Source organism: Streptomyces sp. NPDC048018 (genome assembly GCF_043202995.1).
Taxonomy (GTDB): domain Bacteria; phylum Actinomycetota; class Actinomycetes; order Streptomycetales; family Streptomycetaceae; genus Streptomyces.
Genome location: NZ_JBIDBK010000001.1, coordinates 353,303 through 379,716 on the forward strand (window position 1 = coordinate 353,303; position 26,414 = coordinate 379,716).

The following is a 26,414-nucleotide window of genomic DNA, read 5'->3' on the forward strand; positions in this document are numbered from 1 at the left end:
CGGCCCGCCCGCCAGACCGGCCCGCCGTGCCCGCGCGGCCGCCCTCCGACCCGCCGCGCGGGCACCCGGTCCCGGCGCCCGGCCCGGTCGTCCGGCCACCCGCCCGCCCGGGTGCCGGAGGTGCGCTTCTCGTGGTCACCCGGGGACCCCGGACCGGACCGGCGCCGGCCATCGCGACAGGCGTGATCTGCACGACTTCGCCGCCCGTGTGTCCGGCACCCCGGGAGAGGCGACGGCCGCGGAGACGGCCCTGGTCCCGCGCACCTACGAGCACGCCGGGCCGCCGGCGGCGGAGGCCTGAGCGGGCCGCCCGCGAGGCGTCCGGGATCCGGGCCCGCGCCGGGCCGGTGCGCCGGGCCCCGTAGACTCGCCGCCCGAGGACGTACGTCGCAGAACGCCGAGGAAGCGAGCCCCATGAACTACGCGGACACCACCGCCCCCATCTACGCCGAGCTCATACGTGAGCAGGGGGACGTTCCCGGCGAGGTGCGCCGGACCGCCGAGGAGGTGCTGCGCGACCTCAGCCGTGTGATCCAGATGCCGCCGTCCGGGCTCGCCCCGACCGGCGCGCAGATGCAGCAGATGCAGCCGATGCAGCAGATGCAGCAGATGCAGGGGATGCAGCCCACGCATCCGAGGCAGTGAGCAGGAGCCGCTTCGGCGGCCGACAGGGGGCCTGAGCATGACGGGTACGGAACACGCGAACGGGACCGGCGACGAGGTCCACGAGCGGGTACGACGCAGCTATGACGTGGTGGCCGAGGAGTACCGGGCCCGCATCGGGGACGAGCTCGACGGCAAGCCCCTGGACCGGGCGCTGCTCGCCGCCCTGGCCGAGCAGGCGGGTGACGGGGCGCTGATCGCCGATCTCGGCTGCGGGCCCGGACACATCGCCGGCTGGCTCGCGGAACACGGCCGGAACGTGGTCGGGGTCGACCTCTCCCCCGCGATGGTGGCGATCGGCCGCAAGGAGTATCCGCGGGCGGAGTTCCGCGAGGGCGACCTGCTCCGGCTGCCCGCGCGGGACGGCGAGTTCGACGCGGCCGTCGCGCTGTACTCGCTCATCCATCTCGCCCCGGCCGAGCTGGCGCCGGCCCTCGCCGAGATCCGGCGGGTGCTGCGGCCGGGCGCACCGCTCCTCGTCTCCTTCCACATCGGCAGCGAGGTGAGAAGGCTCACCGAGTGGTGGGGACACGACGTCGACGTCGACTTCCACTTCCTGGATCCCGCGGCCGTCGAGGCCGCGCTGCGGGAGGCGGGCTTCCGGATCGAGGCCCGGCTCGACCGCGCTCCCTATGCCCACGAGGCGGAGACGCGACGCGCCTATCTGCTGGCCCGCCGGGAGGACTGAGCACCGGGAAGGGCGGACGCCCGCGCGGTGCACCGCGCGGGCGACGGCAACATCCGGCTGTTCCCTCTCCCTCCCCCGCAGACGGGTCAGGCCCCCAGGGTGCGCCAGAGGAAGGTGTGCTCCAGGGCGCTGTTGTAGGCGGTCTGCTCGTGGTCGCTCGCGCCGGCGTGGCCGCCGGACAGGGTCTCGTGGAGCAGCACCCGGTGGCCGAGCTCGCGCAGCCGGGCGGCGGCCTTGCGCGCGTGCCCGGGGTGGACGCGGTCGTCTCTGGTCGAGGTGGTGAGCAGCACGGGCGGGTAGGGCTGCCCCGCGGCCAGCCGGTGGTACGGCGAGAGCGCGGCGAGGTGCGGCCGGTCCGCCGGATCGTCGGGGTCCCCGTATTCGGCGGTCCAGCTGGCACCGGCGAGCAGCGTGTGGAAGCGCAGCATGTCCAGTAGCGGGACGTGCGCGACGATCGCCCCGAAGAGCTCGGGGCTGCGCACGAGCATGGCGCCCATGAGGAGGCCGCCGTTGCTGGCTCCGGTGATGCCGAGGCGTTCGGGGGTGGTGATGCCCCGGGCGACGAGGTCGCGGGCGACGGCCTCGAAGTCCTCGTAGGCGCGGTGCCGGTCGGCCTTGAGGGCGCTGCGGTGCCAGCGCGGGCCGTACTCCCCGCCGCCGCGGATGCCCGCCACCACGTACGTGCCGCCGCGGGCGAGCCAGGCGCGGCCGCGCACGCTGTCGTAGGAGGGGGTCAGGGAGACCTCGAAGCCGCCGTATCCGGTGAGGAGGGTGGGCCCGGGAACGTGCTCGCGGGCGCCGACGACCGTGTAGGGGACGCGGGTGCCGTCGGCGGAGGTCGCGAAGTACTGGCGGGCGTCGAGGCCCGTGGCGTCGAAACGCTCGGGCGCCTGCTTCACGGTCTCGCCGGGCAGGCCGATCTCGCCGCGGTGGAGCGTGGTCGGGGTGAGGTGTCCGGTGATCGAGAGGAAGTACTCGTCGCCGGTGTCCGGGTCGGTGTCGGTCAGGGTCGCGGAGGCGAGCGGCGGGATCTCGGCGAGTTCGCGCCGCTGCCAGCCCTCGGGCCCCGGGGTGAGGACGTGCAGGCGGCTGGCGACGTCCTGGAGGGTCTCGACGACGAGGTGGTTGCGGGTCCAGGCGTGGCCGGCGAGGGCGGTCCGCTCGTCGGGGACGAAGAGGACCTCGGGCTCGCGGTCGCCGGCGAGGAAGGCGTCGAGGCGGAAGGCGAGCAGGGCGCCGGCGGGCCGGCCGAGCCAGGGCGTCTTGGGGGTGACGAGCAGCCATTCGCGGTGCACGGAGCTGTCGGCGTCGTCGGGGACGTCGATCCGGCGCAGCTCACCGGCCTCGGTCAGCAGGTGGGTCTCGTGGTGCCAGAAGTCGCGGTAGCGGGTGACGAAGTCGCGCTCGAAGCCCTCGGTCGGATCGTGCCAGGCGGAGACGGCGAGGTCCGACTCGGCGCCCTCGTGGACGAGTGCGGCGGACTCGAGCGGGGTGCCGCGGCGCCAGCGGCTTACCGTGCGGGGGTACCCGGAGGCGGTCATGGTGCCGGGCCCCTGGTCGGTGCCGACGAAGACGTGGTCCTCGTCGATCCAGCCGATGTCGGTCTTGGCCTCGGGCAGCCGGAAGCCGTCCTCGACGAAGGCCCGCCGCTCCAGGTCGTACTCCCGCACCACCACGGCGTCGCCGCCGCCCCGGGCGAGGCTCACCAGGGCCCGGCGGAAGGCGGGCCGCAGCACCTGCGCGCCGGCCCAGGTCCAGTCCTCGCCCTCGGCGGCGGCGAGTGCGTCGAGGTCGAGCAGGACGTCCCAGGCGGGCTCGTCGGTGCGGTACTCGTCGAGGGTGGTGCGCCGCCAGACGCCCCGGGTGTGACCGGCGCCCTGCCAGAAGTTGTAGAGGTGCTCCCCGCGCCGCCGGGGGTACGGGATCCGGTCGGGCGCGTCGAGCACCTCGCGCAGGTCGGCGACGAGCGCGGCGAAGCCCTGGCCGTCGGCGAGTTCGGCCTTCGTCTCGGCGTTGCGCTCCCGCACCCAGGCGAGCGCGCGCTCGCCCTCGACCTCCTCCAGCCAGAGGTAGGGGTCGGCGGGGCCGGTGTCCGTGCTCGTCTCGGTCATGCCGACGATTGTGGACCACGCCACGGACACCGTGCGGCCCGCCCCGGGCCGGCAGGGGTGCGGCCGGGGGCGGCCGATCGGCCGGCCCGCCGCGGTCCCGGTTCACTCCTCCGGCAGCAGGCCCAGCTGGTCGAGGAACTCCATCTGGTCGAAGTACAGCCGGTAGCTGGTGATCCGGCCGTCCTTCACCTGGGCCAGGTCGATCCCGCGGAGGTTGACGGTCCTGCCGGTCGCCGGCAGCGTCTCCCCGTCGGGCAGCGGGATCGGGCCGGTGTTCCTGCCGGTGTAGATGCCCTCGTCGATCGCGGTGTCGCCGGTCTCGAAGCGGTTCCGGTAGGTGAACGTCGCGTCCGGTATCGACGTGGTCATCGTCCGCCAGTACGCGACGATCGCGTCGCGCCCCTGGATCTCGCCCTCGTCGGGTGTGAGCGCGACGGCGTCCTCCGTGTAGAGGCCGGCGATCGTCTCGAGGTCTCCATGGGTCACCGCCTCGGTGAGACGGTCCATGACATCGCGTGCCTCGCCCATGATCCACCTCCGTGGTCAGGATCCCGGGTGCGTCCCGTCCTTCCATTCTTCCACCGGCACGCATTGGTTCGTTTCCGGACCAATCAGCAGACGCCTCAACCCGGAACCCTCAGGGTCCTCCGGAAGTTAACCAATCGATTACTGCACGGCCGTATACCTTTGAGCCCTGTTCCCTCATCCTGTCCTCGACGTGCCACCGGGGCACACGGGACACGAGGGGCGGGACATGATTCCCATCAGCCGCAGAGGGTTCGTCGGCATCGGGGCGGGGCTCGTCGCGGGGGCCGCGCTGCCCGCGGGTTCGGCCGGGGCGACCGAGGCGACCTCGGCCGCCGCCGCGGCGGCCACCGGGACCATCACCGACGTGAAGCACGTGGTGATCCTCATGCAGGAGAACCGGAGCTTCGACCACTACTTCGGCCGGCTGCGCGGCGTGCGGGGCTTCGGCGACCGGGCCGCGGGGAACATACCGGGCGGCTGGGGCACCTTCAACCAGCCCAACTGGGGCGGTCGGCAGTATCCGTGGAAGCTGAGTTCCACTCCCCCGGCGGGCGGCGTGGACGGCGAGACGCTCGCGCAGTGCAACGGCGACCTGCCGCACAGCTGGACCTCGCAGCACGCCGCCTGGAACAAGGGGCGGATGGACAACTGGGTGACGGGCGTGGGGAACACCCGCACTCTCGGCTACCTGGACCGCGGCGACATCCCGTTCCACTACGCACTCGCCGACAGCTACACGGTCTGCGACGCCTACTTCTGCTCGACGCTCAGCGCGACGGGCCCCAACCGCACCTTCCTGTGGAGCGGAAAGGTCGACGCCGGCAGCAAGGACGGCGGCGAGGAGTCCGGGCTGACCTGGGAGACGTACGCCGAGGCCCTGCAGCGGGCCGGGATGACCTGGAAGGTCTACCAGAACGCCCAGGACAACTACGGCGACAACGGTCTCGCCTACTTCAAGAGGTTCACCGACGCGCGGCCCGGCGACCCGCTCTGGGACCGCGGCATGGGCTCGGTGCCGAAGGTGACCGGCTCGACCCCGGACGACATCGCGGCCGCGATCCGCGCGGACGTCGTCGCCGGCACGCTGCCGCAGGTCTCCTGGGTGGTGGCGAGCGAGGCGTTCTCCGAGCACCCGTACGCCCCGCCCGGCGACGGTGCCCACTTCGTGGACCTGGTCTACCGGGCGCTGGCCGCGAACCCCGAGGTCTTCGACTCGACGGTGCTCTTCCTCAACTACGACGAGAACGACGGGTTCTTCGACCACGTGCCGCCGCCGGTCGCGCCGCCCGGCACCGCGGGCGAGTACATCGACGGGGTGCCGATCGGTCTCGGCTTCCGGGTCCCGATGATCGTCATGTCGCCGTGGACCCGGGGCGGCTGGGTCAGTTCCGAGGTCTTCGACCACACCTCCGTCCTGCGCTTCATGGAGGTCTGGACGGCGGCTCTCGGCACCCCCGCCTCCTGCCCCAACATCAGCGCCTGGCGCCGGAAGGTGGTCGGCGACCTGACCGGCGTCTTCGACTTCGCGCACCCGGTGTACGGGGTGCCGGCGAACCTGCCCGGCACCGCGAAGGTCATCGGGCAGTCCACCTGCGGTCCGCTGCCCAACCCGGCCCCGCAGGACAACGCGCTGCCCGCCCAGGAGCCGGGCACCCGCCCGGCGCGCGCCGTGCCCTACCAGGTCAACGGCAACCTCGACCGCTTCGAGTTCGGCGCCGCGGGCAAGATCCTCGCCTGGTTCTCCATGACCAACCAGGGGACCGAGGCCCGCCGCGCGGCACACTTCACGATCCATCCGCACCAGTACCGCGACACGGCCGCCTGGCAGTACACCGTCGACCCGGGCACCACCGCCACCGACTACTTCAACATCGGGCTCGGCTCCGGCTCCGGCAAGTACGACATCTCGATGATGGGCCCGAACCGCTTCCTGCGCCGCTTCATCGGCGACGCCTCCAAGGCGGGCAAGGACATCGAGGTCGCGGCGCGGTACGCGGTCGAGCCGGGCACCGGGAAGACGGCCGTCTGGTTCAGGATGACCAACAACTCCGCCTCGGACGTCACCTTCACCATCCGCTCCAACGCCTACCGCACGGACGGGCCCTGGACGTACACGGTGCCGGCGAAGTCCTCGCGCGAGGACTACTTCAACGCGGTCGCGTACAGCAACGGGTGGTACGACTTCACGATCCTCGCCGACCTCGACGGCACCTGGTCGCGCCGCTACACCGGCCACATCGAGACCGGCGCGCCGAGCATCTCGGGCTGACCCCTGCCCGCCCCGGGCCTGCCGCCGAGGCGGGACCGGGGCATACCGACAGGCCGCCCGCGGCTTCCCGGGGCGGCCACCCGGAGGCCCGCAGCCACCCCGAGGTCCGCGGCCACCCGCCGGACCGCAACCACCCGCCGGACCGGTCGCCGGGGGATGCCCGACCTGGCCCTGAGCTCCCCTGGACCGGCCGCCCGGAGGGCCGGCAGCCACCCGCCGGGCCGCTGCCGGGCCTGGCCGGGCCGGGCCGACGCCGGACCGGTCGCCGGGGGGATAGGGGTTGATGTGCACGGCCTCGCGCCGGGCGGCCCCGGCCTCCTCCAGCCGGCCGAGCGTGCGCAGCGCGTAGCCGCGGACGCCCCCCGCTGTCCGCCGCCGGCCGCCGGGGTCCGCAGCGGCCGCCCGGGGTCCCGCCGACGGCACCCTCGTCACCCACTCGGCCGATATACAGGGTTTCCCGATGATCCCCCCGGTTAGTCGTCTTCCAAGGACCGTCGATCTGTCGGCGGTCAGGAACGTGGAAGGGCGGACTGTCACCGTGTCTCGACCGAGAATCCTCGTGGTGGGCGCCGGATTCGCCGGGGTCGCGTGCGTACGGCGCCTCGAACGGCGGCTGGTCGACCGGGAGGCCGCGATCTCGCTGCTCTCCCCCTTCTCGTACCAGCTCTATCTGCCCCTGCTCCCCCAGGTCGCCTCCGGCGTCCTCACCCCCCAGTCGGTCGCGCTCTCCCTGCGGCGCAGCGAACGGCACCGGACCCGGATCATCCCCGGCGGCGCGGTCGGCATCGACACCGATGCCAAGGTCTGTGTGGTGCGCACCATCACGGGCGAGCTCGAGACCGAGCCGTACGACCACCTGGTCCTCGCACCCGGCAGCGTCACCCGCACCTTCGACATCCCCGGGCTCGCGGAGCACGCCCGCGGCATGAAGACGCTGGCCGAGGCGGCCTACATCCGTGACCACGTCATCGCTCAGCTCGACCTCGCCGACGCGAGCCAGGACGAGGCGGAGCGGGCCGCGCGGCTGCAGTTCGTGGTGGTCGGCGGCGGCTACGCGGGGACCGAGACGGTCGCCTGCCTGCAGCTGCTCACCGCCACCGCGGTCAAGCGCTATCCCCGGCTCGACCCGCGGCTCATCAAGTGGCACCTGGTCGACATCGCCCCCGCGCTGATGCCCGAACTGGGGCCCAAGCTGGGCGCGGCGGCCCTGGCCATCCTGCGCAGGCGGGGGATCGAGATCTCCCTCGGGGTGTCCGTGGCCTCGGTGGACGACGAGAACGTGACGCTCACCGACGGGCGGGTGCTGCCCTGCCGGACGCTCATCTGGACGGCCGGCGTCGCCGCGAGCCCGCTCATCGGGACGCTCGGCGCCGAGACCGTGCGCGGCCGTCTCGCGGTCGAGGCGGACATGACGGTGCCGGGCTTCCCCGGGGTGTACGCCCTGGGCGACGCGGCCGCGGTGCCCGACCTGGCCAAGGGCGAGAAGGGGGCGATCTGCCCGCCCACCGCGCAGCACGCGATGCGCCAGGGCAAGGTGGTCGCCGACAACCTGGTGGCGACGCTGCGGGGCGAGCGGACCCACCCGTACGAGCACAAGGACCTGGGCCTGGTCGTGGACCTGGGCGGGTTGGACGGCGTCTCCAAGCCGCTCGGCGTGGAACTCCACGGCATGCCCGCCCAGGCGGTCGCCCGCGCCTACCACTGGGGCGCGCTGCGCACCAACGTGGCCAAGACCCGGGTGCTGACGAACTGGCTGCTCAACGCGGTGGCCGGGGACGACTTCGTGCGCACGGGCTTCCTGTCCTCGAAGTCCGGCACGCTGCGCGACTTCGAGTACACGGACGCCTACCTCTCCCCCGAAGAGGTCCGCGCGAAGACGGCCGCTCTGCGCGCCGCCTCGTCCTGACACCCCCGCCGCCGGCCGCCGCGTGGGCCGCGGCGGCGAGCAGCTGCACGGCGGCGGCCGCGAGCAGGGCGCCCGGCAGGGAGCGGGCGGCGAGCGGCCCGGCCAGGGCCGCGCCCAGGGCGAATGCGGTGATCTTCACACTGGCCCCGGTCGTGAAGACCTGGGCCCGCAGCCGCTCCGGCGCCTCCCGCTGCCGCACCGCGAACAGGGCGGTGAGCTGGGGCCCTTCGGCGGCCCCCGCCAGGAGCACGGCGGCCACGAGCGGCCCGGTCCGGCAGCTCGCCGCGGTCGCGAAGGCCGCCGCGAGCACCAGCGGCGCGACCCACAGGACCGTGTCGGGCACGGGCGGGCGCCGCCGCCGGGCGAGCACCGCGCCCGCGCCGAGGGCGGCCAGGGCGACGCAGGCGAGCAGCAGCGCCCCGTTGCCCGGGGCGCCGAGGGCCCGCGCCCCGAGCAGCGGGAGGCACGCGACGAACCCGCCCTGCCCCAGGCAGGAGACCGTCGAGGTGAGGGTGGCCCGGGCCAGCGGCCGGGAGCGGGCCAGGAAGGCGAAGCCGCGCACCAGGTCGCCCGCGACGGCCCGCACGGTCACCGGTTCGCGCGGCGCAGGCCGGCGCGGCAGGCCCCTGGTGGCCGGCACGGCGACGAGGATCAGCGCGGCGGCGACCACCACCGCGGAAGCGGCGCCCGCCGGCCCCGCGAGGAGCCCCGCGAGGGCGGGGCCGAGCAGACCGGACGCGCCGAAGGTCATCGCGTCGAGCGCGTGGACCCGGTGCAGCCGGTCGGCGGGCACGGATCCGGAGAGCTGCGAGGTCCAGCCGCCCGCGAGGGCGGGGGCGAGTGTCCCGGCGGCGAGCGCGACCAGCAGCGTCAGCGCGAACGGGACGCGGCCGAGGCTCAGCAGGACACCCCACAACCCGAAGGCGTAGAGCACGAGTGTGCCGGCGAGCAGTCGGCCCGGACGCGCCGCCCGGTCCAGGAGCACGCCGAAGATGGGTCCGCCGAGCGCCGCGGCGGCCGTGATTCCCGCGAGGAGCGCCGCGGCGGTCGTGGTGGAGCCGGTCTGGGAGTAGCCGAGCAGCAGGAGCGCCGGGCCGGACATCTCGTCGCCGGTCCGCGCCGCGGTGGCGCCCAGGAGCAGACGCCGGGTGAGGGGACTCCCGAGGACGGAGCCCCGGGTGACGGAGCGTCGGGGAACCGGGCGCGGGCGGTCGCCGCGCGGGGTGTCCGGGCTGGAGCGCCGGTGGTGGTGGGGCACCGGCCCGACGCTACGCAGGTAACTCAAAAGTCCACAAGATGCGTTACATTCGCCGGATGGCCCCCACCACGCCCCCGGTCCTGGACGACGGCCCCGCCCGCCACTCCGTGCTCGCCAACGCACGGCGCGCCGCCGCTCTCGTCAACGTGCTGAGCGGTCCGGACCCGGGTCCGAGCCGGATCGACGAGGTCGCCGGGGTACTGCGTGCGTACGGCGAGAGCGAGCCGCTCGGACTGTCCGACGAGGATCTCCCCGGCCTGCGGGAAGCGGCCTCGGCCCTGCGGTCGGTGTTCGCCGCGGAGGGCGTCACCGAGGCGGCGGAGAGCCTCAACTCCCTGCTCGCCGCGCGGACGGGCCCGCTGCGGCTCACCGCGCACGGCGGTGCGAGCCCCTGGCATCCGCACGTGGACCGGGACGACGACGCCCCGTGGGCCGAGTGGTTCCTCGCCTCCTCGTGCCTGTCCCTGGCCGTGCTCCTGTGGGACCGGGGCCGCGCTCCCGGCGGCGTGTGCGCGTCGGGCGCGTGCCGGGACGTCTTCGTCCCCGACGGGCGCGGGCGGGAGCGCCGCTACTGCTCGCGCCGGTGCGCCACCCGCGAGCGGGTCGCGGCGCACCGGCGGGGCCGGCCGGCCGCCGAGGGCGGCCGGTGAGGCGTCAGATGTCGATGACGCGGTAGGCGATCGTGTAGACGCCGCCGGAGCCCTCCAGGGAGCGGTACTGGACCTCGGACCCGGCCTCGCTGCCGGTGACCAGGGTCGCGCCCAGCTTGTCGTCCCCGCCGAAGGTGTCCTTGTCCCAGAGCGTGAGCGTGCGGGCCTGCTCGCGGCCGAGGATCAGGGCCGCGTTGCCGTTGCCGTCGGTCAGGGTGCGCACGTAGCCGGTGCCCATGGTCTGGTACGTGATCCCGTTGCCGGGCCAGACCTTGACCTGGTTGCCGTTGGCGTCGGTGATGTTGAGGTAGGCCTCGTCGTGGTCGCCCTCGCTCTGCTGGTGGCAGGTGAGCTGGACGAGCTCGATCTTCACGTAGTCGATCGGCTCGGCCTGCGCCGTGCCGGCGAAGACTCCCAGGCTGCCGAGCCCGAGAAGGGCGGCGGCGGCCATGCGGACGCTGCGGTTCTTGTTCATGTGGTTCCCCCTTGGTGACGTCCCGTCGGGTGACGGGCTGCGGTGCGTCCCGCCTCCGTGGCGGGCCGTTCGTGCCGTTCCCCCCGGCACGTCCCTTACTGTGCCGGGCCGGCCGGGTCCCGTTCTACGCGCGTTCCGCTGGGTGGAACATCACGTACGACGGCGCCGCCACCAGCGCGCCGTCCTACGGCAGCCCACCCCGACGGGACCGCAGCAGCACGCACCGGTGCCGTGGTTCCGAGCCCGACCGGCACCGGACCCACCGTCGGCGCCGCCCCCTCCGCGGGTCAGCCGGCCAGCACCACGGCCGGTCCCATGACGACGACGGGCTCGCGGGCCGGGTCGAGCGCGCGCAGCAGTGCCGTCATGTCCTCGCGGGGCAGCGCGACACAGGCCTGGGTGGGGCCGCCGTGGTCGACGTGGATCCAGACGCCGCCGCCCTTCTCCTCGCCGAGCGGGCGCTCCTTGTCGAGCGGGGTCCTGCCGGGGACGCGGTTGTAGTCGATGGCGACGACGTAGTCGAAGGAGCCTTCGAGGGGTTCGCCGAGGAAGCCGGTGCCCGAGACGTCGAACGCCTCGTCGTGGTCGTAGGGGAGGCGGGCCCCGGGGTCGGGCAGCCGGCCCCCGGCGTCGCCGAGCCGGAACACGCCGATGGGGGATCGCAGGTCGCCCGCCTCGTGGTCCTCGGTCCAGCCGCGCAGGGCGTTGCGCGCGGTCCAGGGGCCGGCCGACCTGCGCCAGGGGCCGGCCGGGTCCCGCTCGTACAGCGCCACGTCGGCGACGGTGCCGTCGACGGCGTCGCCGCTCACCACGAGGGCCTGCGTGGTGCCGTCGGGAATGTGGGCGTGGGTGCGCGGTCCGACTCCGGGGATGCGTGCGGGGGCGCGGTTCGCGGCGTCGCGCGCATCGGTCAGCGCGGTGCTCGGCGCCGCCGACGCGTGGGCGGGCGCCGGCGCCGGGGCCCCGGCGGGCGGCCGCGGAGCGCCACAGCCGGTCAGCGCCAGGGCCGCGGACAGGGCACACGTGAGCACCGTTGCGGTGCCCTTGCGGACGGGCATGAGCCGGCCACCTCCGAGGGTCGGGGCAATGCGCCCATCCGTACCCGGTGCGCTCCCGGCCTGTCGCCCCGGCCGGGCCTCCTCACCCGTCCGGGCCAGGGGCAAAGCAGTTGACGGGGCGTCGGCCGGGCGCTTGGCTGCAGCCGTGAACGACTCCCCCGCGAACGCCCTTCGCATCACCGCAGTCGACCCGGACGACCCGGTCGCCTCCCCCGCGCTCCTGGCGGACTGGCGGCGGGTCCACAACACGATCATCCCGACGGCCCCGCTCTCCGCCGACCAGGTGCGCGAACGCGCGGGCCGCAACCGGCTCGACGTCGCGTACGCGGACGGCACCCCGGTCGGCTGCTCCACGGTCCGCCCGCCGGACGAGGAGACGCCCGCGGCGACGGTCATCTCCCGCATCCTGCCGGGGTACCGCGGCCGGGGCTACGGCACGGCACTGTACGAACGGGGCCTGGCGCACGCCCGGACGCTGAGCGACGCGGGCGTGGAGACGGTCGTACTGGCGAGCAACGAGGAGGGGCTGCGCTTCGCCCTGGCCCGCGGCTTCGTGGAGACCGAGCGCTACGTCCTGCCGGGCGACACCGTGCCGTTCGTGACGCTGCGGCTGGAGGAGGACACGGCGTCCGGGTCGTAGGGGGGCGCCGCCGTCGCCCGCCGGCCATGGCCTGATGGCTCGTCAGATCAACCGGGTCTCGACTCTGGGAACCTCGCGCCCCCGGCGCTACCCTCCGCGCATGATTCCGACCGTGGTGTGGGGAACCGGAAATGTCGGGCGCGCGGCGATCCGAGCCGTCGACGCCCATCCGGCGCTCGAACTCTCGGCCGTCCTCGTCGCGAACCCCGCCAAGGTCGGCCGCGACGCGGGCGAGCTCGCCGGGCTGGGGCGTGATCTGGGGGTCGCGGCCCGGGACGACGTCGAGGGCGTCCTGGCCGAGGGGCCGCGCGCCGTCGTGTACGCCGCCTCCGGCGACATGCGCCCGGACGACGCGCTCGCCGACGTGGTCCGGGCCGTCCGGGCCGGGGCGGTCGTCGTGACGCCCTCGCTCTATCCGCTCTACGACCAGCGCGGCGCTCCCGCGGAGTTCCGCGAGCCGGTCCTGGCCGCGGTCGCGGAGGGCGGCGGCTCGCTGTTCGCCTCGGGTGTCGACCCGGGCTGGGGCAACGACGTCCTGCCGCTGCTCGTGAGCGGTCTGGGCAGCACGGTGGAGGCGATCCGCTGCCAGGAGATCTTCGACTACTCGACGTACGAGCAGGAGGAGTCGGTCCGGTATCTCGTCGGCATGGGCCAGCCCATGGACTACGAGCCGCCGATGCTGCTGCCGTCGGTGCCGACGATGGTGTGGGGCGGTCAGCTGCGGCTGATGGCCCGGGCGCTCGGGGTCGAGCTCGACGAGATCCGCGAGACGCTGGACCGGCGCCCGCTGGAGGCGACGGTGCGCACCCGCACGATGGGCGAGTTCGCGGCCGGCACCCAGGGCGCGGTCCGCTTCGAGGTGCAGGGGATCGTCGACGGCGAGCCGCGCCTGGTGATCGAGCACGTGACCCGGATCCACCCGGACTGCGCCCCGGACTGGCCGGTGCCGCCCGACGGGTCGGGGGCGCACCGGGTGATCGTGGAGGGCCGGCCGCGGATCGAGGTGACCGTGGCGGCTTCGGACGAGGGCGAGAACCGGTCGGCGGGCGGGAACGCGACCGCCGTGGGGCGGCTCGTGGGGGCCGTGGACTGGCTCGTGGAGTCGGAGCCCGGACTGTACGACGCGCTGGACGTGCCGTTGCGACCGGCGGTGGGGAAGCTGGGAAGGAGACCGCGGTGATCATCGACATTCCCGAGGGCCAGGAGCCGATCGGGTACGTATGGGGCGACATGGTGCCCGGGATCGGGATGGCGGCGGCGAACTTCTCGCTGTCCGTGTACTCCCACACGACCCTGGGACTGCGCGAGTTCGAGGCGGCGCGGCTGCGGATCGCGCAGATCAACGGGTGCAGGTTCTGCCTGGACTGGCGCACGGACCGGGACGGGGAGAAGGTCGAGGAGGAGTTCGCCGACGCCGTCCTGGAGTGGCGCACGACGGAGGCCTTCGACGAGCGGACGCGGCTGGCCGCGGAGTACGCGGAACGGTACGCGCTCGACCATCACCGCCTGGACGAGGAGTTCTGGGGGCGGATGACCGCGGCGTACAGCCAGGTGGAGATCGTGGAACTGACGATGAGCCTGGGTTCGTGGCTGGCCTTCGGGCGCCTCAACCGGGTGCTCGGGCTCGACACGGTGTGCGTGCTGCCGACGCACTGAGCGGCGGAAGGGGGCCGGCCGGTCCGTTGCTCGGCCGGCCCCCTTCGTGCGCCGCGCTTCCTCCTACAGGTCGGTCGCGATGATCTTCTCGATGTTGCGTTCGGCCAGGGCCGTGATCGTGACGAACGGGTTGACGCTCGTGCTGCCCGGGATGAGCGCCCCGTCGATGACGTACAGGCCGTCGTAGCCGCGCAGCCGGCCGTAGTTGTCGGTCGCGCTGCCGAGCACGGCGCCGCCGAGCGGGTGGTACGTGAGATGGTCGCCCCAGATCTTGTACGTGCCGAAGAGGTCGGTGCGGTAGATCGTCCCCTCCTTGGCGTTGATCTTGTCGAAGATGGTCCTGGCCGCGTCGATGGAGGTCTGCTTCCAGGCGCGGTCCCAGTTCAGGTCGACGCGTCCGGTGGCGGCGTTCCAGCTGAACTCGGCGCGGTGGGGCGTCTTCGTGATGGACAGGTAGAAGGACGCGTAGGTCTCGATGCCGGTGGGCAGCGGGGCGACCTCGGCGAAGGCGCCGCCCGCGTCCCAGTTGTCGATGCCCGCGGTGGGCATGGCGGACTGGAGCTTCCCGGTCGGGTCCCACATGTGGTTGGCCCGGCCGCACATGACGTTGCCGTTGTCGCCCCAGCCCTTGCCGACCTGATCGGTGAGGGCGGGCAGGGCGCCGGTGGCCCTGAGGCGGGTGAGGAGCTTGCTGGTGCCGACACTGCCGGCGGCGAAGAACACGCGGTCGGCGGTGACGGTCTTGGTCTCGACGGTGGCGCCGGTGGTGTCGAGCCGGTCGATGGTGACGGTGTAGCCGCCGCCGGACGCGGGCGTGACGTTCGTGACCTTGTGGAGCGGGGAGACGGCGACACGGCCGGTCTCGGCGGCGCGGGCGAGGTAGGTCTTCTGGAGGCTCTTCTTGCCGTGGTTGTTGCCGTAGATGACCTCGCCCTCCAGGGCCGACCTGGGCACCGAGCCGGCGGCCTCCCGCTTCATGTAGTCCCAGTCGTAGACGTTGGGCACGAAGACGAAGGGGAAGCCGGAGCGCTGCGCGTGCTTACGGCCGACGCGGGCGTACTGGTAGCAGTCGGCGCTCTCCCACCAGGCCTGGTCCACGCTGGTGACGCCGAGTCCGGCGTTGGCGCGCGGATAGTAGGTGGCGTACATCTCGGCCGGGTCGACGGTCGGAAGGAGCGACGGGAAGACCTCGCGGCGCGGGGTGACGGCCATGCCGCCGTTGACGAGCGAGCCGCCGCCGACGCCGCGGCCCTGGTAGACGGTGATGCCGGCGAAGTCCTCGGCGTCCAGGATGCCGGTGTAGCGGGGGACGTCCTTGTCGAGCGGGAAGCCGAGGAAGTTGCTCAGCGGCTGCTTGGTGCGGGTGCGCAGCCAGAAGGACCGGTAGTCGGGTTTGGTGGTGTTGGCGAAGATCTTCCCGTCGGGCCCGGGGGTGTCCCAGGCCATGCCCATCTCGATCATGTGGACGTCGACGCCGGCCTGGGCGAGCCGGAGGGCGGCGACCGAGCCGCCGTAGCCGGTGCCGACCACGAGGGCGGCGACGCGGGCGCCCGGCGGGATGGGGGCGAGGACGGCGGCGACCTCTGCGGGGGTGGCGGCGTTGGCCTGGCCGGTATGCCCGGCGAGCGCGAGGCCGCCGAGAAGAGAACCGGTTCCAGTGACGAAGCGACGGCGGGTCAGACCTCTGGATTCCGAGGTCGTCGGGGATCTGTCACTCACGTGATGTTCCTCACTTCGAGAGTGAATGGGAACATGTTCTACTGGCGCATTCGTGGGAAGTCACGCGAAACCGACGGGTAACTTGCGGCTGAAAAGCGCCGTCTGCGATCACTTCGCACCGCACAACCGCCCCCCGGGTGTCGCGCACGACTCCGGGCCTGATAAATCTTCACATCTGGTCGTCGCTCCGCAGCCCGTGGGCGTGCGCGAACGGCACCGGGGGGGTTCACGCGAGACGGGTTCGTGCGCCATGGCGCCGCGCCCTCGGTTCAGCTGCGCCGTTTCTCCTTCCCGGGCCGCTCCCTGCCCGGGTGCGCCGCGACGCGGAACGTGAAAAGGGAGCGTGCGCATGGGCCGAACCGCCCGTGAGAAGGCATTCAGATGGGGTGCGGCCACCGTGGCCGCACTGGCCGTCACCACAGCCGCCGTCCCGGCTTCGGCCGCGACGGCGGCGCCGGCCGGCGAACCGGGCCCTCAGCGGGTCGGTTCGGCGCCCAAGGTGCCGCGGGGCGCGGTCCGTACCGCCGACCCGGCCCCCGGTGAGACGCTGGAGCTGAGCGTCGTCCTGGAGCCGAGGGACCCGGCCGCGCTGAGCCGGTTCGTCAGCGAGGTCTCCACCCCGGGCTCGCCGCGCTACCGCCAGTACCTCGGTACGGGCGAGTTCGCGCAGGTCTTCGGCGCCGAGCCGCAGGCCGTGGAGCGCGTGCGCGCCGAGCTGAGCGCGAAGGGCCTCACCGTCGGCGCGCTGCAGTCGGACGGCCTCACGCTGCCGGTGACGACGACCGTCGCCAAGGCCGCCAAGGCGTTCGGCACCGAGTTCGACGGCTACCGGCTGCGGAACGGCCGGGCCGGCCTCGTCAACACGGTGGCCCCGCAGTTCGGCGGCCGCACCGCCGAGGACGTCCGCGGAGTCGTCGGCCTGAGCACGCTCTCCTCGTACGAGCCGCGCAACACCGGCGCGAAGGGCAAGCCCCGCAAGGCGGCGGCCGGGACCGACACGGTCGCCCGCCAGCCCCGCCTCACCGGCACCACGCCGACGATGTGCACCGAGATCAAGAACCTGTACGCGACCGCGTCGGGCGGCGTGCCCGCCGCGTACGACGGACAGGACTACTGGAGCGCCAAGTCGCTCGCCGCGCAGTACAACATGGCGAACCAGCCGAACGTGCAGACCGGCACCACCATCGCGGTCTACTCGCTGGAGAACTACGACCTCCGGGACATCAACGCCTACCAGGCCTGTCACAAGACGAAGGTCCCGGTCAGCTCGGTCCGCATCAACGGCGGCCCCGCCGAGCCGGCGAGCTACGAGACGGGTGTGGGTCTCGAGACCGCGCTCGACGTCGAGACCATCGCCGGTCTCGTCCCGCAGTCCAAGATCCTCGTGTACCAGGCCCCCAACACCTGGAACGACGGCACGGCCCTCTTCCGCCGGATCGTCTCCGACAACCGGGCCAAGGTCGTCTCCGTCAGCTGGGGCAGCTGTGAGATGAACACGCCGACCGAGGTCATCGACGCGGAGAACCTGGCCTTCCAGCAGGCCACCGCCCAGGGCCAGAGCGTCGTCGTGGCCTCCGGCGACAGCGGCTCCACCGGCTGCTACTCCGACTACGACGGCAACGGCGTCCCGGACCAGCCCAACGCCAACCAGCTCGTGGCCGACTTCCCGGCCGCCTCGCCGTACGTCCTCGGCGTCGGCGGCACGACCATGCGCGGCTCCGTCGCCAACCAGACCACCTGGAAGGGCTCCGGCGGCGGCGTCTCCCGGCACTTCGCCGTGGACTCCACCACCGGCTTCCAGGCCGGCCGCACCGGCGCCGGCTACAGCGACACCTTCTGCAGCCCGGCCGCCGGCAGCGCCTGCCGCCAGGTCCCGGACGTCTCCGCCGTCGGCGACAGCGCCACCGGCTACCCCGTCGCGTTCGGCGAGGGCGGCCAGTACTGGTGGATCATCGGCGGCACCAGCGGCGCCGCGCCGGTCTGGGCCGCGCTCCTCGCGCAGGCAGACCAGGACCTGGCCTGCCAGGCCAACGGCTCCGTCGGCTACGTCCACCCGGCGCTCTACAAGCTCCCGGCGACCGCCTTCCGCGACGTCACCACGGGCGACAACAACCTGACGGCGTCCGGCAACAACAGCGGCCTCTACAAGGCGGGGGCCGGTTACGACCTCGCCACCGGCCTCGGCTCCCCCAACGGACGCGAGATAGTCACCGGCCTGTGCAAGGCCGTCGCCCCGGCTCCGGCCGCGACGTTCAACGCGCTGCCGCCGGCCCGCATCCTCGACACCCGCTACGGCATCGGCCGCGCCGGCACCTCCCCGGTCGCCGGCAACGCCACCGTCAAGCTGAAGGTGACCGGCGTGGGCGGCGTCCCGACGACCGGCGTGACCTCCGTGGTCATGAACGTGACGGCCGCCTCGCCGACCGCGGCGGGCTTCCTCATCGCGTACCCGACGGGCACCACCCGCCCGAACTCGTCCAACATGAACTGGCTGAAGGGCCAGATCGTCCCGAACCTGGTGACCGTCCCGGTCGGCAAGGACGGCTCGGTCGACCTCTTCAACGCCGGCAGCGGCACCACCCACTTCATCGCCGACATCTCGGGCTACTACTCGACCGAGGCCGGCGGCGGCACGTACGTGCCCAAGGGCCCGGCGCGCATCCTCGACACCCGCTACGGCATCGGCCGCGCCGGCACCTCCCCGGTCGCCGGCAAGGGCACCGTCTCGCTGACCGTCGCGGGCGCCGGCGGCGTCCCGGCCACCGGGGCCACCGCCGTGGTGCTCAACGTCACGGCGACCGCGCCGGCGTCGGGCGGTCACCTCATCGCCTACCCGAGCGGCACCCCGCAGCCGACCGCGTCGAACATCAACTGGCTGGCCGGTCAGACCCGCCCGAACATGGTCGTCCTGCCGATCGGCGCCGACGGCAAGGTGAACCTGTACAACGCCGGTACCGGCACCGTGCACTTCATCGCCGACGTGTTCGGCTACTTCACCGCGGGTGGCGAGGGCTCGGCCTTCCACACCGCGGGCCCGGCCCGGCTGCTCGACACCCGGTCCGCTCTCGGCACCGCGGCGGCCGCGCCCCTGAAGGGCGGCACCAACCTGGTGCTGAACCTGAACGACGGTCACACGCTGGCCACGGCCAAGGCGGTCGTCCTGAACGTCACGACCACCGCCCCAACCTCCGGCGGCTTCCTGACCGTGTGGCCGGACGGCACCGCGCTGCCCAACGCGTCCAACCTCAACTGGACCGCCGGGCAGACCACCGCCAACCTCGTCACCGTGCCCGTCGTCAACGGAAAGATCGACTTCCGGGCGAACGCCGGAACGGTCCACGTGATCGCCGACCTCTTCGGCTACTACTCCTGATTCCGGGAGCCCCCGGGCCCCGTCCCCCGCGCGCGAGCGCCGGGGGCGGGGCCCTCGCCGTTTCCGCTCCCGGAGCTCAGTCCCGCCACCAGGATCCCCGCCAGCGCGGCCCAGGCCACGGCGCCGGGACCGGTCCCGCGCCAGCCGAGGGCCGCCAGGAGCAGACCCGCGCAGAGCCCGGCGGTGAGGGCCCGCCGGTCGCGGAGGAAGGCGAGGGTGCGCCGGGCGGAACCGGGGGTGCGCCGCTCACGCAGGGCGAGCCGGCAGACGAGCAGGGCCGCGGCGACCGCCGCGGTCAGGGCCAGGATCATCCCGTGCACCGCCTCTCCCCGCGGTCCGGCCGGGGTCCGTGTGCCGGGCCGTGGTCCGTCCGCCTGCGCACAGTGTCCCCGGCCCCGGCCGCCGGCGCGCGTCAGGCCGCCAGGAAGGCCTCGATGGCGTCGGCGAGGGCCTGCGGGGTCTCCTCAGGGGCGTAGTGGCCCGCCTCGGGGAGGACCTCCAGCCGGGCGTTGGGGTACCAGCGCAGCCAGGTGGACTCCATGGCCTCCGCACCGAGGGCGGGGTCGTGGGCGCCGACGACGAGGAGGACGGGGGCCTGGTTGTCGCGGACCCGCTCGTGAAAGTCGGTACGGGACCAGGAGTCGAGGTAGGCGCGGAAGGCGGTGGCCGACGAGCGCCGCAGCGAGCGGTCCACGAGCGCGGAGAGCCAGGCCTCGTCGTACCGGCCGCCGGTGGTGTTGTCGATGATCGCCCGGCGGTTTCCGGGGTTCTCGGCGGCTCCGGCGAAGAGCTCCCAGGTGTCGGCGTCGAGGGGGAAGCCGGCCGCGGAGACCGGGGAGATCCCGACGATGGACCGGACCCGCTCCGGAGCGTCGAGCAGCATCAGCTGGGCAGCCTTGCCGCCCATGGAATGACCGACCACGGAGAAGGTGTCCCAGCCCAGGTCGTCCGCGACGGCGAGGGCGTCGGCCGCGACCTCCTCCATGGTGTAGGCGCCCTCCGCGTCGATCGCCTCGCCGTAGCCCCGGCAGTCGAGGAAGGCGTACGACCCGGCCGCCTCGTCGAGGTGGTCCCGCAGCGGTGCGAAGCTCGTGCGGTCGCCGAACCAGTTGTGCAGCACCAGCGCCCGGCGCGGTCCGCTGCCCTGTACGTCGTACGGAAGAACCCGGCCCGTCATCGGTCCCCCTGGTCACGAGGTGGTGGGGCCGCACGCCCGCCGCGACGGCCGGGCACCGAGTCTCGCGAGCGGGGGAGCGCCGGTCAATGCCCCCGGAGAGTGGTTCACGCGCCGTTACTCCGGATGCGTGGCCCTTCGGGGCGGGAGCATGCTGGCTGTGTGACCTCGTACGGCGCGGCAGGCTCCGCCCCGTCGGCCGCGACCGGGCCGCCGCCCCGGGACACCGCCGTCGACGGGCACCCCGCCGACGCCCTGGGCGTGGTGCTCGCCGAGGCGGTGCTGCGGGCCGTGGAGGCGGCGGGCGGATACGCGGGCGGCGTCTACCTGCAGTCGGGGACGCCCGGGCTGCTGCGGCTCGCCGTGCTCGCGGGCCTGCCGGGCTCGCTGTTCCGGCCCTGGTGGCGGATGCACGTGAACCGCCCGTTCCCGGTGGCCGAGGCCCACCGATCGGGCCAGCCGGTCCACCTGGGGGACGTCGAGGAGGCCATGCGGCTCTTCCCGCAGCTCGTGGCGAGCCTCCCGTTCCCCTTCGCCTCCCTCTACACCCCGGTGATCAGCGGCCGGGAGCGGTTCGGCGTCCTGGTGGTGCTGCGCGACCCCACGCCGGGGGTGCCGGTGGACACCCGGGACCGCGGCCGCATGATCCACGAGGCGCGCCGCCTGGGCGTGACGCTCGCGGAGCTCGCGGCGCACGGCACCCGGGTCGAGTGGCCGGGCGAACCGGTGTCCGTGCAGCTGCCGACCCGGACCGGGCCTCCGGTGCGGATCGGCTACTTCGACTGGAACCTGGACACCGGCACGGTCACCGCGGACCAGGGGCTGCGGGACATCCTGGGCGAGACGACCCCACTCCCCTGGGACGTCGAGGCGCTGACCGCCCGGCTGATGCCCGAGGACACGTACGCGTTGTGGGCGCTCGCCCGGCAGGCGGCGGGCTCCGGCGGGCCCGCAGCGCGCCGGATCCGGCTGAAGGGCCCGGACGGCGGGCTGCACCTCCTGGAGGTGACCGCCCGCCCGCTCGACCGGGACCGGGGCGGAAACCTGCTGACCGGCTCGCTCGTGGACCTCGGCACCGGGCTCCTCGGCTCGGACGCCACCGACCGGCTGCCCCGGGCGATCCTGGCGATCGACCGGCTGGGGCGAATCACCTACGTGAACGAGCGCACGGAGGCGCTCCTCGGTCGGCCGCGGGGCACCCTGGCCGGGCACCCGCTGTGGGAGGCGCTGCCCTGGTTCGCCCACCCGTATCACGAGGAGCAGCTGCGCGGCGCGCTGCTGTCCGACCAGCCGATCCACTTCCTGGCCCATCCGGGGCGCGGCGAGTGGCTGTCCGTCTCCCTGTATCCGGGGCAGGACGGGGTGACGCTGGTCCTGGTCCCCCAGGGGGATCCGGCCGACGGACCGAGCGGTGGCCTCACCGGCCCCGACGACGACGGCCTGTCCTCGCCGGAGGGCCGGGCCGCCGCTCTGTACCGTCCGGTGGCCCTCGCCATCGCGCTGTCGGAGGCGGTGACGGCGCGCCAGGTGTCCGCCGTGGTCACCGAGGAGCTGCTGCCCGCCTTCGGCGGCCGGCAGCTGGCGATCTACCTGCTCAGCGAACGGCATCTGTACCTGGCGTGGGAGACCGGCTTCCCGCCGGGCTTCCTGGAGCCCTTCGACGGGGTCGGTCTGGGCGCCCACGTACCCGGTGTGGAGACGCTGACGACGGGTAGGCCGCTCTTCTTCGAGTCCATGGAGCAGCTGAACGCGGCCTACCCGGGGCTTCCGCTCGACGCCCACACGGGTGCGCGGGCGTTCCTGCCGCTCATCGCCTCGGGCCGGCCGGTCGGCTCGTGCATCCTGGGCTTCGACAGACCGCGCGGCTTCGACGCCGAGGAGCGCACGGTGCTCACCGCTCTCGCCGGTCTCATCGCCCAGGCCCTGGAGCGGGCTCAGCGCTACGACTCGGAGTCGGCGCTCGCCCGGGGGCTGCAGGACGCGCTGCTCCCCCACCGGCTGCCGGTGTACGAGGGCGTGGAGACGGTGGGCCGCTATCTGCCCGGCACGCAGGGCATGGAAGTGGGCGGGGACTGGTACGACGTGATCGAGACGATCCCGGGGCACCTGGCCCTCGTCATCGGCGACGTGCAGGGCCACGGTGTGGCCGCGGCGGCGACGATGGGCCAGCTGCGCAGCGCGGTGCGGGCGTTCGCGCTGGGCGGCCTGCCGCCGGAGGACGTGGTGCGGGGGACGAACCGGCTGCTGATCGACCTGGATCCGGGCCAGTTCGCGAGCTGCTGCTACGTCGCCCTCGACCCGGAGACGGGCGCGGTGCAGGCCGCCAGGGCCGGGCATCCGCAGCCGCTGCTGCGCCGGGCGGACGGCCGCACCGAGGTGGTGGACCTGGCGGGCGGCGTGGTCCTCGGTGTCGACGACACGGCCACGTATCCGGAGACCCGGCTGCGGCTCGAACCGGGCGAGGTCCTCGCCCTGTTCACCGACGGCCTGGTGGAGCGGCCGGACACGGACATCGACGTGGGCATCGAGCAGCTGCGCCGCACGTTCGCCGCGACCGGGGCGGTGCCGCTCGCGGACGCGGCCGACCGTCTGATCCGCGAGGCACGCCAGGCCCCCGACCGCCCGGACGACATCGCCCTGCTGCTCGCGGCCCGGTGGGGCCCGCGCGGTCACGCGGGGTGAGGGCCGGCCGGCGGCGGCTCAGGGGCGGTGGTGCTGGTCGGTCATGGTCGGCAGGCTGGAGTGCACGGCGGTCGAGGAGAAGTTCGAGCGGTCGAGGTGGGCCCGCTCCCTCCGGGCCTGCTCCATGACGAGGCCGTCGGCGTTCTCGGTGCCTCCGTTGCCCCGGCGCAGCAGGACGACGACGAGCACCGCGACAAGGACGGCGAGGACGGCGAACAGTACGAGCAGTGTGGTCACGAAGTCTCCCCCTCGTAGCGGACGGGCCGTCACCGGCGCCGTTCGCGCTCACGATATCCGGGGGCCGGTCACGCGGGAACGCTCTGACCGCCGTCACCCGGTCGGCTGTGCGGCGCTGGTACGGCGGGCGGTGCCCGGAGAGGCTGGGCGCACCGGGGGGACGACTGGCAGGCCGTCCGAGGAGGACATGTGCAGCAGGACAAGCAGCCCGAGTACCGCCCCGTGGTGTTCCGCGACCGCTCCGCCGGGTTCGCCTTTCTGACGCGGTCCACCGCCACCAGCGACCGGACCATCGAGTGGGACGACGGCAACACCTACCCCGTGGTCGACGTCGAGATCTCGTCCGAGAGCCACCCCTTCTACACGGGCACGGCGCGGACGGTGGACAGCGAGGGCAGGATCGCGAGGTTCGAACGCCGGTACGGCGAGGAGAACGGCTGAGCCGCTCCGCCATAACCGGTCAGTGGATGACCACTTCGCCTTCCAGGATGAGTGACGTGACCGCGACGGAGCCTCTCCGCTCCGTCCGGCCACGCTCTTGTCTGCTTGTGTCTGCTGGGAGGGAACGCGTCATGATCGTGGTCACCGGAGCGACCGGTAACGTCGGACGACTGCTCGTGGAGGAGCTGGCCGCGGCCGGCGAGGACGTGACGGCGGTGAGCCGCCGGCCGGGCGCCGCGCCGCTGCCGGAGGGCGTGCGGCACCGGTCCGCCGACCTCGCGCGGCCCGAAGGGCCGGAAGCCGCCTTCGCGGGCGCCGACGCGGTGTTCCTGCTGGTCGCCGGGGTCGGCGACGAACTGCGGCCGCGGGAGATCGTCGCCGCCGCCGTGGCGGCCGGGGTGCGCAGGCTCGTCCTGCAGTCCTCGCAGCTGCTCGGCACCCGGCCGGATTCCGCGTCCCACCGCCCGCTGCGGGAGTTCGAGGCCGCGGTGCGCGAGTCCGGTCTGGAGTGGACGGTGCTGCGGCCCTCGGGCTTCGCGTCGAACGCGTTCCTGTGGGCCGACGCGGTGCGGACGACGAGGACCGTGGCGGCGCCCTTCGCCGACGTGGCCCTTCCGGTCGTCGACCCGGCCGACATCGCCGGGGTCGCGGCCGCCGTGCTGCGCGAGGACGGGCACGCCGGGCGCACATACGTCCTGACCGGTCCCGTACCGGTCACCCCCCGCGAGCAGGTGGCGGCCCTCGCGCGGGCGGTGGACGCGCCGGTGCGGTTCGTGGCGCAGACCCGGGACGAGGCCCGGGAGCAACTTATGCGGTTCCTGCCGGAGGCGGCCGTGGAGGGCATGCTGACCGTGCTGGGCGAGCCGTACGCCGAGGAGCAGCGGGTGAGCCCCGACGTGGAGCGGGTGCTCGGGCGGGCCGGCCGGCCGTTCTCGGCGTGGGCGGAGCGCAACGCCTTCGCCTTCGTGTGACGGCGGGGGCCCGGGCTCCCCGCCCTCCTCCTGCCCCGGTGGCGTTGTCAGTGCCGCCACGTAGGGTGACCGACGCCGGTGACAAGCCGGCCGACGGGGTGTCACGGGAGGCGAGGGGCGATGCGGGAGCTGTTTCTGGAGGAGCCGAAGGGGTTCGTGCGGTGGATCGACCTGCCCGGCTCCGAGGAGGGTCCCGCGCGGGTGTACGTGCACGGCCTGGGGTGCACCGGCGCCTCGGACTTCGCTCACATCGCGGTCCATCCGGCGCTCGCGGGGAGGCGCTCGCTCCTCGTCGACCTGCTGGGTTTCGGGCTGAGTGACCGGCCCCGCGACTTCGACTACCGCATGGAGTCCCAGGCGGCGGCCGTCGCCCGGATCCTCGACCACGAGGGTCTGACGGGGGTCGAGCTGGTCGGGCACTCGATGGGCGGGACCGTCGCGATCCATCTGGCCGCGGCCCGGCCGGATCTGGTGGACCGGCTGGTGGTGGCCGAGCCGAATCTGTACGCGGGCGGTGGGGCGTTCTCGTCGCCGGTCGCGGCGATGGCGGAGGACCTCTTCGTCCGGGTGGGCTGCGCTGCGATGATCGCCGGGGCCGCCCGGGCGGACTACGCGGCGCGGCTGCGGCTCGCGGACCCGAGGGCGGTGCACCGCAGCGCGGTGGCACTGGTGGAGGGTTCGGTGCCGACGGCGGGCGAGCTGTTCGCCGCGCTCCAGCGGCCCCGGGCCTTCCTGGTGGGCGAGTTGAGCCTGCCGGACGCCGATGCCGGGAAGGTCGCGGCGATGGGTGTCCCGGTACTGGAGGTGCCGTCGGCCGGGCACAACATGTCGCTGGACAACCCGGACGGTTTCGCCCGGGCTCTGGCCCGCGCGCTCGCCTGAGTGCCGGCGGGGGCGGGTCAGGACGTGCGACCGCCCCCGGCCGGTGCGACACGGGGGCGGTGGCCGACGCCGGGCGTGGGCCGTGCGGTCGGATCAGGCCTCGATGACGCCGGAGGCCGCGACGCGGATGTCGGCGTTGGTGGCGCCGGAGCGGGAGCCCAGGGACTCGATCTTGTCGACGATGTCCTGGCCCTCGACGACCTCGCCGAAGACGACGTGCTTGCCGTCGAGCCAGTCGGTGACGATGGTGGTGATGAAGAACTGGGAGCCGTTGGTGTTGCGGCCCGCGTTCGCCATGGACAGCAGGTACGGGCGGTCGTGCTTGCGCTTGAAGTTCTCGTCCTCGAACTTCTCGCCGTAGATGCTCTTGCCGCCGGTGCCGTTCTCGTTGGTGAAGTCACCGCCCTGGAGCATGAACTGGGGGATGACGCGGTGGAACGGGGAGCCGGCGTAGCCGAAGCCGTGCTGGCCGGTGGCGAGCTCGCGGAAGTTGCGGGCGGTCTTCGGGACGTCCTCGTCGTAGAGCTTGAAGACGATCCGGCCCGCCGGCTGCTTGTCGATGGTGATGTCGAAGTACACGTTGTTGCTCATGGGGACATCCTGTCATTCCTCGGGCACTGCACACGCACGGGCCGCCGCCTCCCGGGTGGCAGTGGCGGAGACCACGTGCCCCGCACGGCCCTGGGGAGCGGTGCGGGGCACGGGCGGATCGGGGGTGGCCGTGCTCAGAGCAGGCCGCCGACCTCCGAGATCGGGAGGCCGCCCGCGCCCTCGGCGGTCTCGCCCACGAGGGTGCTGACGTCCTGGTCCTCCTGGAGCAGGCCGGTGACGCCGGGGCCGGCGGTGCCCGGCTCCGCGGCGGAGGCGTGCGGGGGCGGGGTGACCAGGGCGGTGACGACACCGGCCGCGAGGGAGGCGATGGCGAGCATGCTGCGCTTCTTCATGCCCTGGTCAACTACCGAGCAGAGCTGAGGTTACGGCGGCGCTCGCCTCGATTCCGCGTACCGGTGCGCACATACTGAGTCACATCAGA

Annotated in this window: 23 protein-coding genes and 1 pseudogene; 13 read left to right on the forward strand and 11 right to left on the reverse strand. The window is 73.7% G+C overall.

The window, feature by feature from the left end; all coding sequences use genetic code 11:
* The first annotated feature begins 414 nt into the window (after nt 1-414).
* Nucleotides 415-645: a hypothetical protein gene (locus tag ACGF1Z_RS01660; RefSeq protein WP_392998730.1), complete on the forward strand. Its 231-nt coding sequence runs from the start codon at nt 415-417 to the stop codon at nt 643-645.
* Between the two features lie 37 nt (nt 646-682).
* Nucleotides 683-1,351, forward strand: coding sequence for a class I SAM-dependent methyltransferase (locus ACGF1Z_RS01665; RefSeq protein ID WP_392998732.1), 669 nt, complete (start codon nt 683-685; stop codon nt 1,349-1,351).
* An 86-nt stretch (nt 1,352-1,437) separates the two neighbouring features.
* On the opposite strand, the gene ACGF1Z_RS01670 is transcribed toward ACGF1Z_RS01665, so the two are convergent.
* Nucleotides 1,438-3,462, reverse strand: coding sequence for a prolyl oligopeptidase family protein (locus tag ACGF1Z_RS01670; RefSeq protein ID WP_392998734.1), 2,025 nt, complete (start codon nt 3,460-3,462; stop codon nt 1,438-1,440).
* Nucleotides 3,463-3,564: 102 nt separating this feature from the next.
* On the reverse strand, nt 3,565-3,990 hold the full coding sequence (locus ACGF1Z_RS01675; RefSeq protein WP_392998736.1) for an ester cyclase: 426 nt from the start codon (nt 3,988-3,990) through the stop codon (nt 3,565-3,567).
* Nucleotides 3,991-4,216: 226 nt separating this feature from the next.
* Between ACGF1Z_RS01675 and ACGF1Z_RS01680 the strand changes: the two genes are divergently transcribed.
* Nucleotides 4,217-6,259 (forward strand): phosphocholine-specific phospholipase C, encoded by a 2,043-nt coding sequence (locus ACGF1Z_RS01680; RefSeq protein ID WP_392998738.1) that lies wholly within the window; start codon nt 4,217-4,219, stop codon nt 6,257-6,259.
* Nucleotides 6,260-6,797: 538 nt separating this feature from the next.
* Complete coding sequence (locus ACGF1Z_RS01685) at nt 6,798-8,165, forward strand: NAD(P)/FAD-dependent oxidoreductase (RefSeq protein ID WP_392998740.1); 1,368 nt, start codon at nt 6,798-6,800, stop codon at nt 8,163-8,165.
* Between the two features lie 7 nt (nt 8,166-8,172).
* On the opposite strand, the pseudogene ACGF1Z_RS01690 reads toward ACGF1Z_RS01685, so the two are convergent.
* Nucleotides 8,173-9,306 (reverse strand): annotated as a pseudogene (locus ACGF1Z_RS01690) (MFS transporter); the annotation flags it as partial.
* A gap of 173 nt (nt 9,307-9,479) precedes the next feature.
* Here ACGF1Z_RS01690 and ACGF1Z_RS01695 point away from each other — a divergent pair.
* Entirely contained in the window at nt 9,480-10,073 is a 594-nt protein-coding gene (locus ACGF1Z_RS01695; protein WP_392998742.1) for a CGNR zinc finger domain-containing protein, read from the forward strand.
* A 4-nt stretch (nt 10,074-10,077) separates the two neighbouring features.
* On the opposite strand, the gene ACGF1Z_RS01700 is transcribed toward ACGF1Z_RS01695, so the two are convergent.
* Nucleotides 10,078-10,548, reverse strand: coding sequence for a hypothetical protein (locus tag ACGF1Z_RS01700; RefSeq protein WP_392998744.1), 471 nt, complete (start codon nt 10,546-10,548; stop codon nt 10,078-10,080).
* A 287-nt stretch (nt 10,549-10,835) separates the two neighbouring features.
* The gene (locus ACGF1Z_RS01705) at nt 10,836-11,606 is read right to left on the reverse strand and encodes a L,D-transpeptidase family protein (protein WP_392998746.1); all 771 of its coding nucleotides are present in this window, start codon (nt 11,604-11,606) and stop codon (nt 10,836-10,838) included.
* Nucleotides 11,607-11,781: 175 nt separating this feature from the next.
* Between ACGF1Z_RS01705 and ACGF1Z_RS01710 the strand changes: the two genes are divergently transcribed.
* From ACGF1Z_RS01710 to ACGF1Z_RS01720, 3 genes are all read left to right on the forward strand, one after another.
* Nucleotides 11,782-12,246 (forward strand): GNAT family N-acetyltransferase, encoded by a 465-nt coding sequence (locus tag ACGF1Z_RS01710; RefSeq protein WP_393000268.1) that lies wholly within the window; start codon nt 11,782-11,784, stop codon nt 12,244-12,246.
* A 100-nt stretch (nt 12,247-12,346) separates the two neighbouring features.
* Nucleotides 12,347-13,426 (forward strand): dihydrodipicolinate reductase, encoded by a 1,080-nt coding sequence (locus ACGF1Z_RS01715; RefSeq protein WP_392998748.1) that lies wholly within the window; start codon nt 12,347-12,349, stop codon nt 13,424-13,426.
* Nucleotides 13,423-13,902: a carboxymuconolactone decarboxylase family protein gene (locus tag ACGF1Z_RS01720; RefSeq protein WP_392998750.1), complete on the forward strand. Its 480-nt coding sequence runs from the start codon at nt 13,423-13,425 to the stop codon at nt 13,900-13,902. The genes ACGF1Z_RS01715 and ACGF1Z_RS01720 overlap by 4 nt, the downstream gene beginning before the upstream one ends.
* Before the next feature lie 63 nt (nt 13,903-13,965).
* On the opposite strand, the gene ACGF1Z_RS01725 is transcribed toward ACGF1Z_RS01720, so the two are convergent.
* A complete protein-coding gene (locus ACGF1Z_RS01725; RefSeq protein ID WP_392998752.1) occupies nt 13,966-15,621 on the reverse strand; it encodes a GMC oxidoreductase in 1,656 nt (551 codons plus the stop codon).
* A gap of 397 nt (nt 15,622-16,018) precedes the next feature.
* Between ACGF1Z_RS01725 and ACGF1Z_RS01730 the strand changes: the two genes are divergently transcribed.
* Nucleotides 16,019-18,994 (forward strand): protease pro-enzyme activation domain-containing protein, encoded by a 2,976-nt coding sequence (locus ACGF1Z_RS01730; protein ID WP_392998754.1) that lies wholly within the window; start codon nt 16,019-16,021, stop codon nt 18,992-18,994.
* Here the strand turns inward: ACGF1Z_RS01730 and ACGF1Z_RS01735 are convergent.
* Both ACGF1Z_RS01735 and ACGF1Z_RS01740 read right to left on the reverse strand, forming a co-directional pair.
* Nucleotides 18,985-19,314, reverse strand: coding sequence for a hypothetical protein (locus ACGF1Z_RS01735; protein WP_392998756.1), 330 nt, complete (start codon nt 19,312-19,314; stop codon nt 18,985-18,987). The genes ACGF1Z_RS01730 and ACGF1Z_RS01735 overlap by 10 nt on opposite strands.
* 92 nt (nt 19,315-19,406) lie before the next feature.
* Nucleotides 19,407-20,171, reverse strand: a complete 765-nt coding sequence (locus tag ACGF1Z_RS01740; protein WP_392998758.1) for an alpha/beta fold hydrolase — start codon at nt 20,169-20,171, stop codon at nt 19,407-19,409.
* A gap of 159 nt (nt 20,172-20,330) precedes the next feature.
* On the opposite strand from ACGF1Z_RS01740, the gene ACGF1Z_RS01745 reads away from it, so the two are divergent.
* On the forward strand, nt 20,331-22,850 hold the full coding sequence (locus ACGF1Z_RS01745; protein ID WP_392998760.1) for a SpoIIE family protein phosphatase: 2,520 nt from the start codon (nt 20,331-20,333) through the stop codon (nt 22,848-22,850).
* An 18-nt stretch (nt 22,851-22,868) separates the two neighbouring features.
* Here the strand turns inward: ACGF1Z_RS01745 and ACGF1Z_RS01750 are convergent, their stop codons facing one another.
* Nucleotides 22,869-23,087, reverse strand: coding sequence for a hypothetical protein (locus tag ACGF1Z_RS01750; RefSeq protein ID WP_392998762.1), 219 nt, complete (start codon nt 23,085-23,087; stop codon nt 22,869-22,871).
* Nucleotides 23,088-23,276: 189 nt separating this feature from the next.
* Here ACGF1Z_RS01750 and ACGF1Z_RS01755 point away from each other — a divergent pair, with 189 nt between their 5' ends.
* The 3 genes from ACGF1Z_RS01755 (at nt 23,277) to ACGF1Z_RS01765 (ending at nt 25,381) form a co-directional block, all read left to right on the forward strand.
* Nucleotides 23,277-23,528, forward strand: coding sequence for a type B 50S ribosomal protein L31 (locus ACGF1Z_RS01755; RefSeq protein WP_392998764.1), 252 nt, complete (start codon nt 23,277-23,279; stop codon nt 23,526-23,528).
* Nucleotides 23,529-23,659: 131 nt separating this feature from the next.
* A complete protein-coding gene (locus ACGF1Z_RS01760; RefSeq protein WP_392998766.1) occupies nt 23,660-24,499 on the forward strand; it encodes an SDR family oxidoreductase in 840 nt (279 codons plus the stop codon).
* 120 nt (nt 24,500-24,619) lie between these two features.
* Nucleotides 24,620-25,381 (forward strand): alpha/beta fold hydrolase, encoded by a 762-nt coding sequence (locus ACGF1Z_RS01765; RefSeq protein WP_392998768.1) that lies wholly within the window; start codon nt 24,620-24,622, stop codon nt 25,379-25,381.
* A gap of 93 nt (nt 25,382-25,474) precedes the next feature.
* Here ACGF1Z_RS01765 and ACGF1Z_RS01770 read toward each other — a convergent pair whose 3' ends face one another.
* Nucleotides 25,475-25,972 (reverse strand): peptidylprolyl isomerase, encoded by a 498-nt coding sequence (locus ACGF1Z_RS01770; protein WP_392998770.1) that lies wholly within the window; start codon nt 25,970-25,972, stop codon nt 25,475-25,477.
* 134 nt (nt 25,973-26,106) lie between these two features.
* Nucleotides 26,107-26,325, reverse strand: coding sequence for a hypothetical protein (locus ACGF1Z_RS01775; RefSeq protein WP_392998772.1), 219 nt, complete (start codon nt 26,323-26,325; stop codon nt 26,107-26,109).
* Nucleotides 26,326-26,414: the final 89 nt, after the last annotated feature.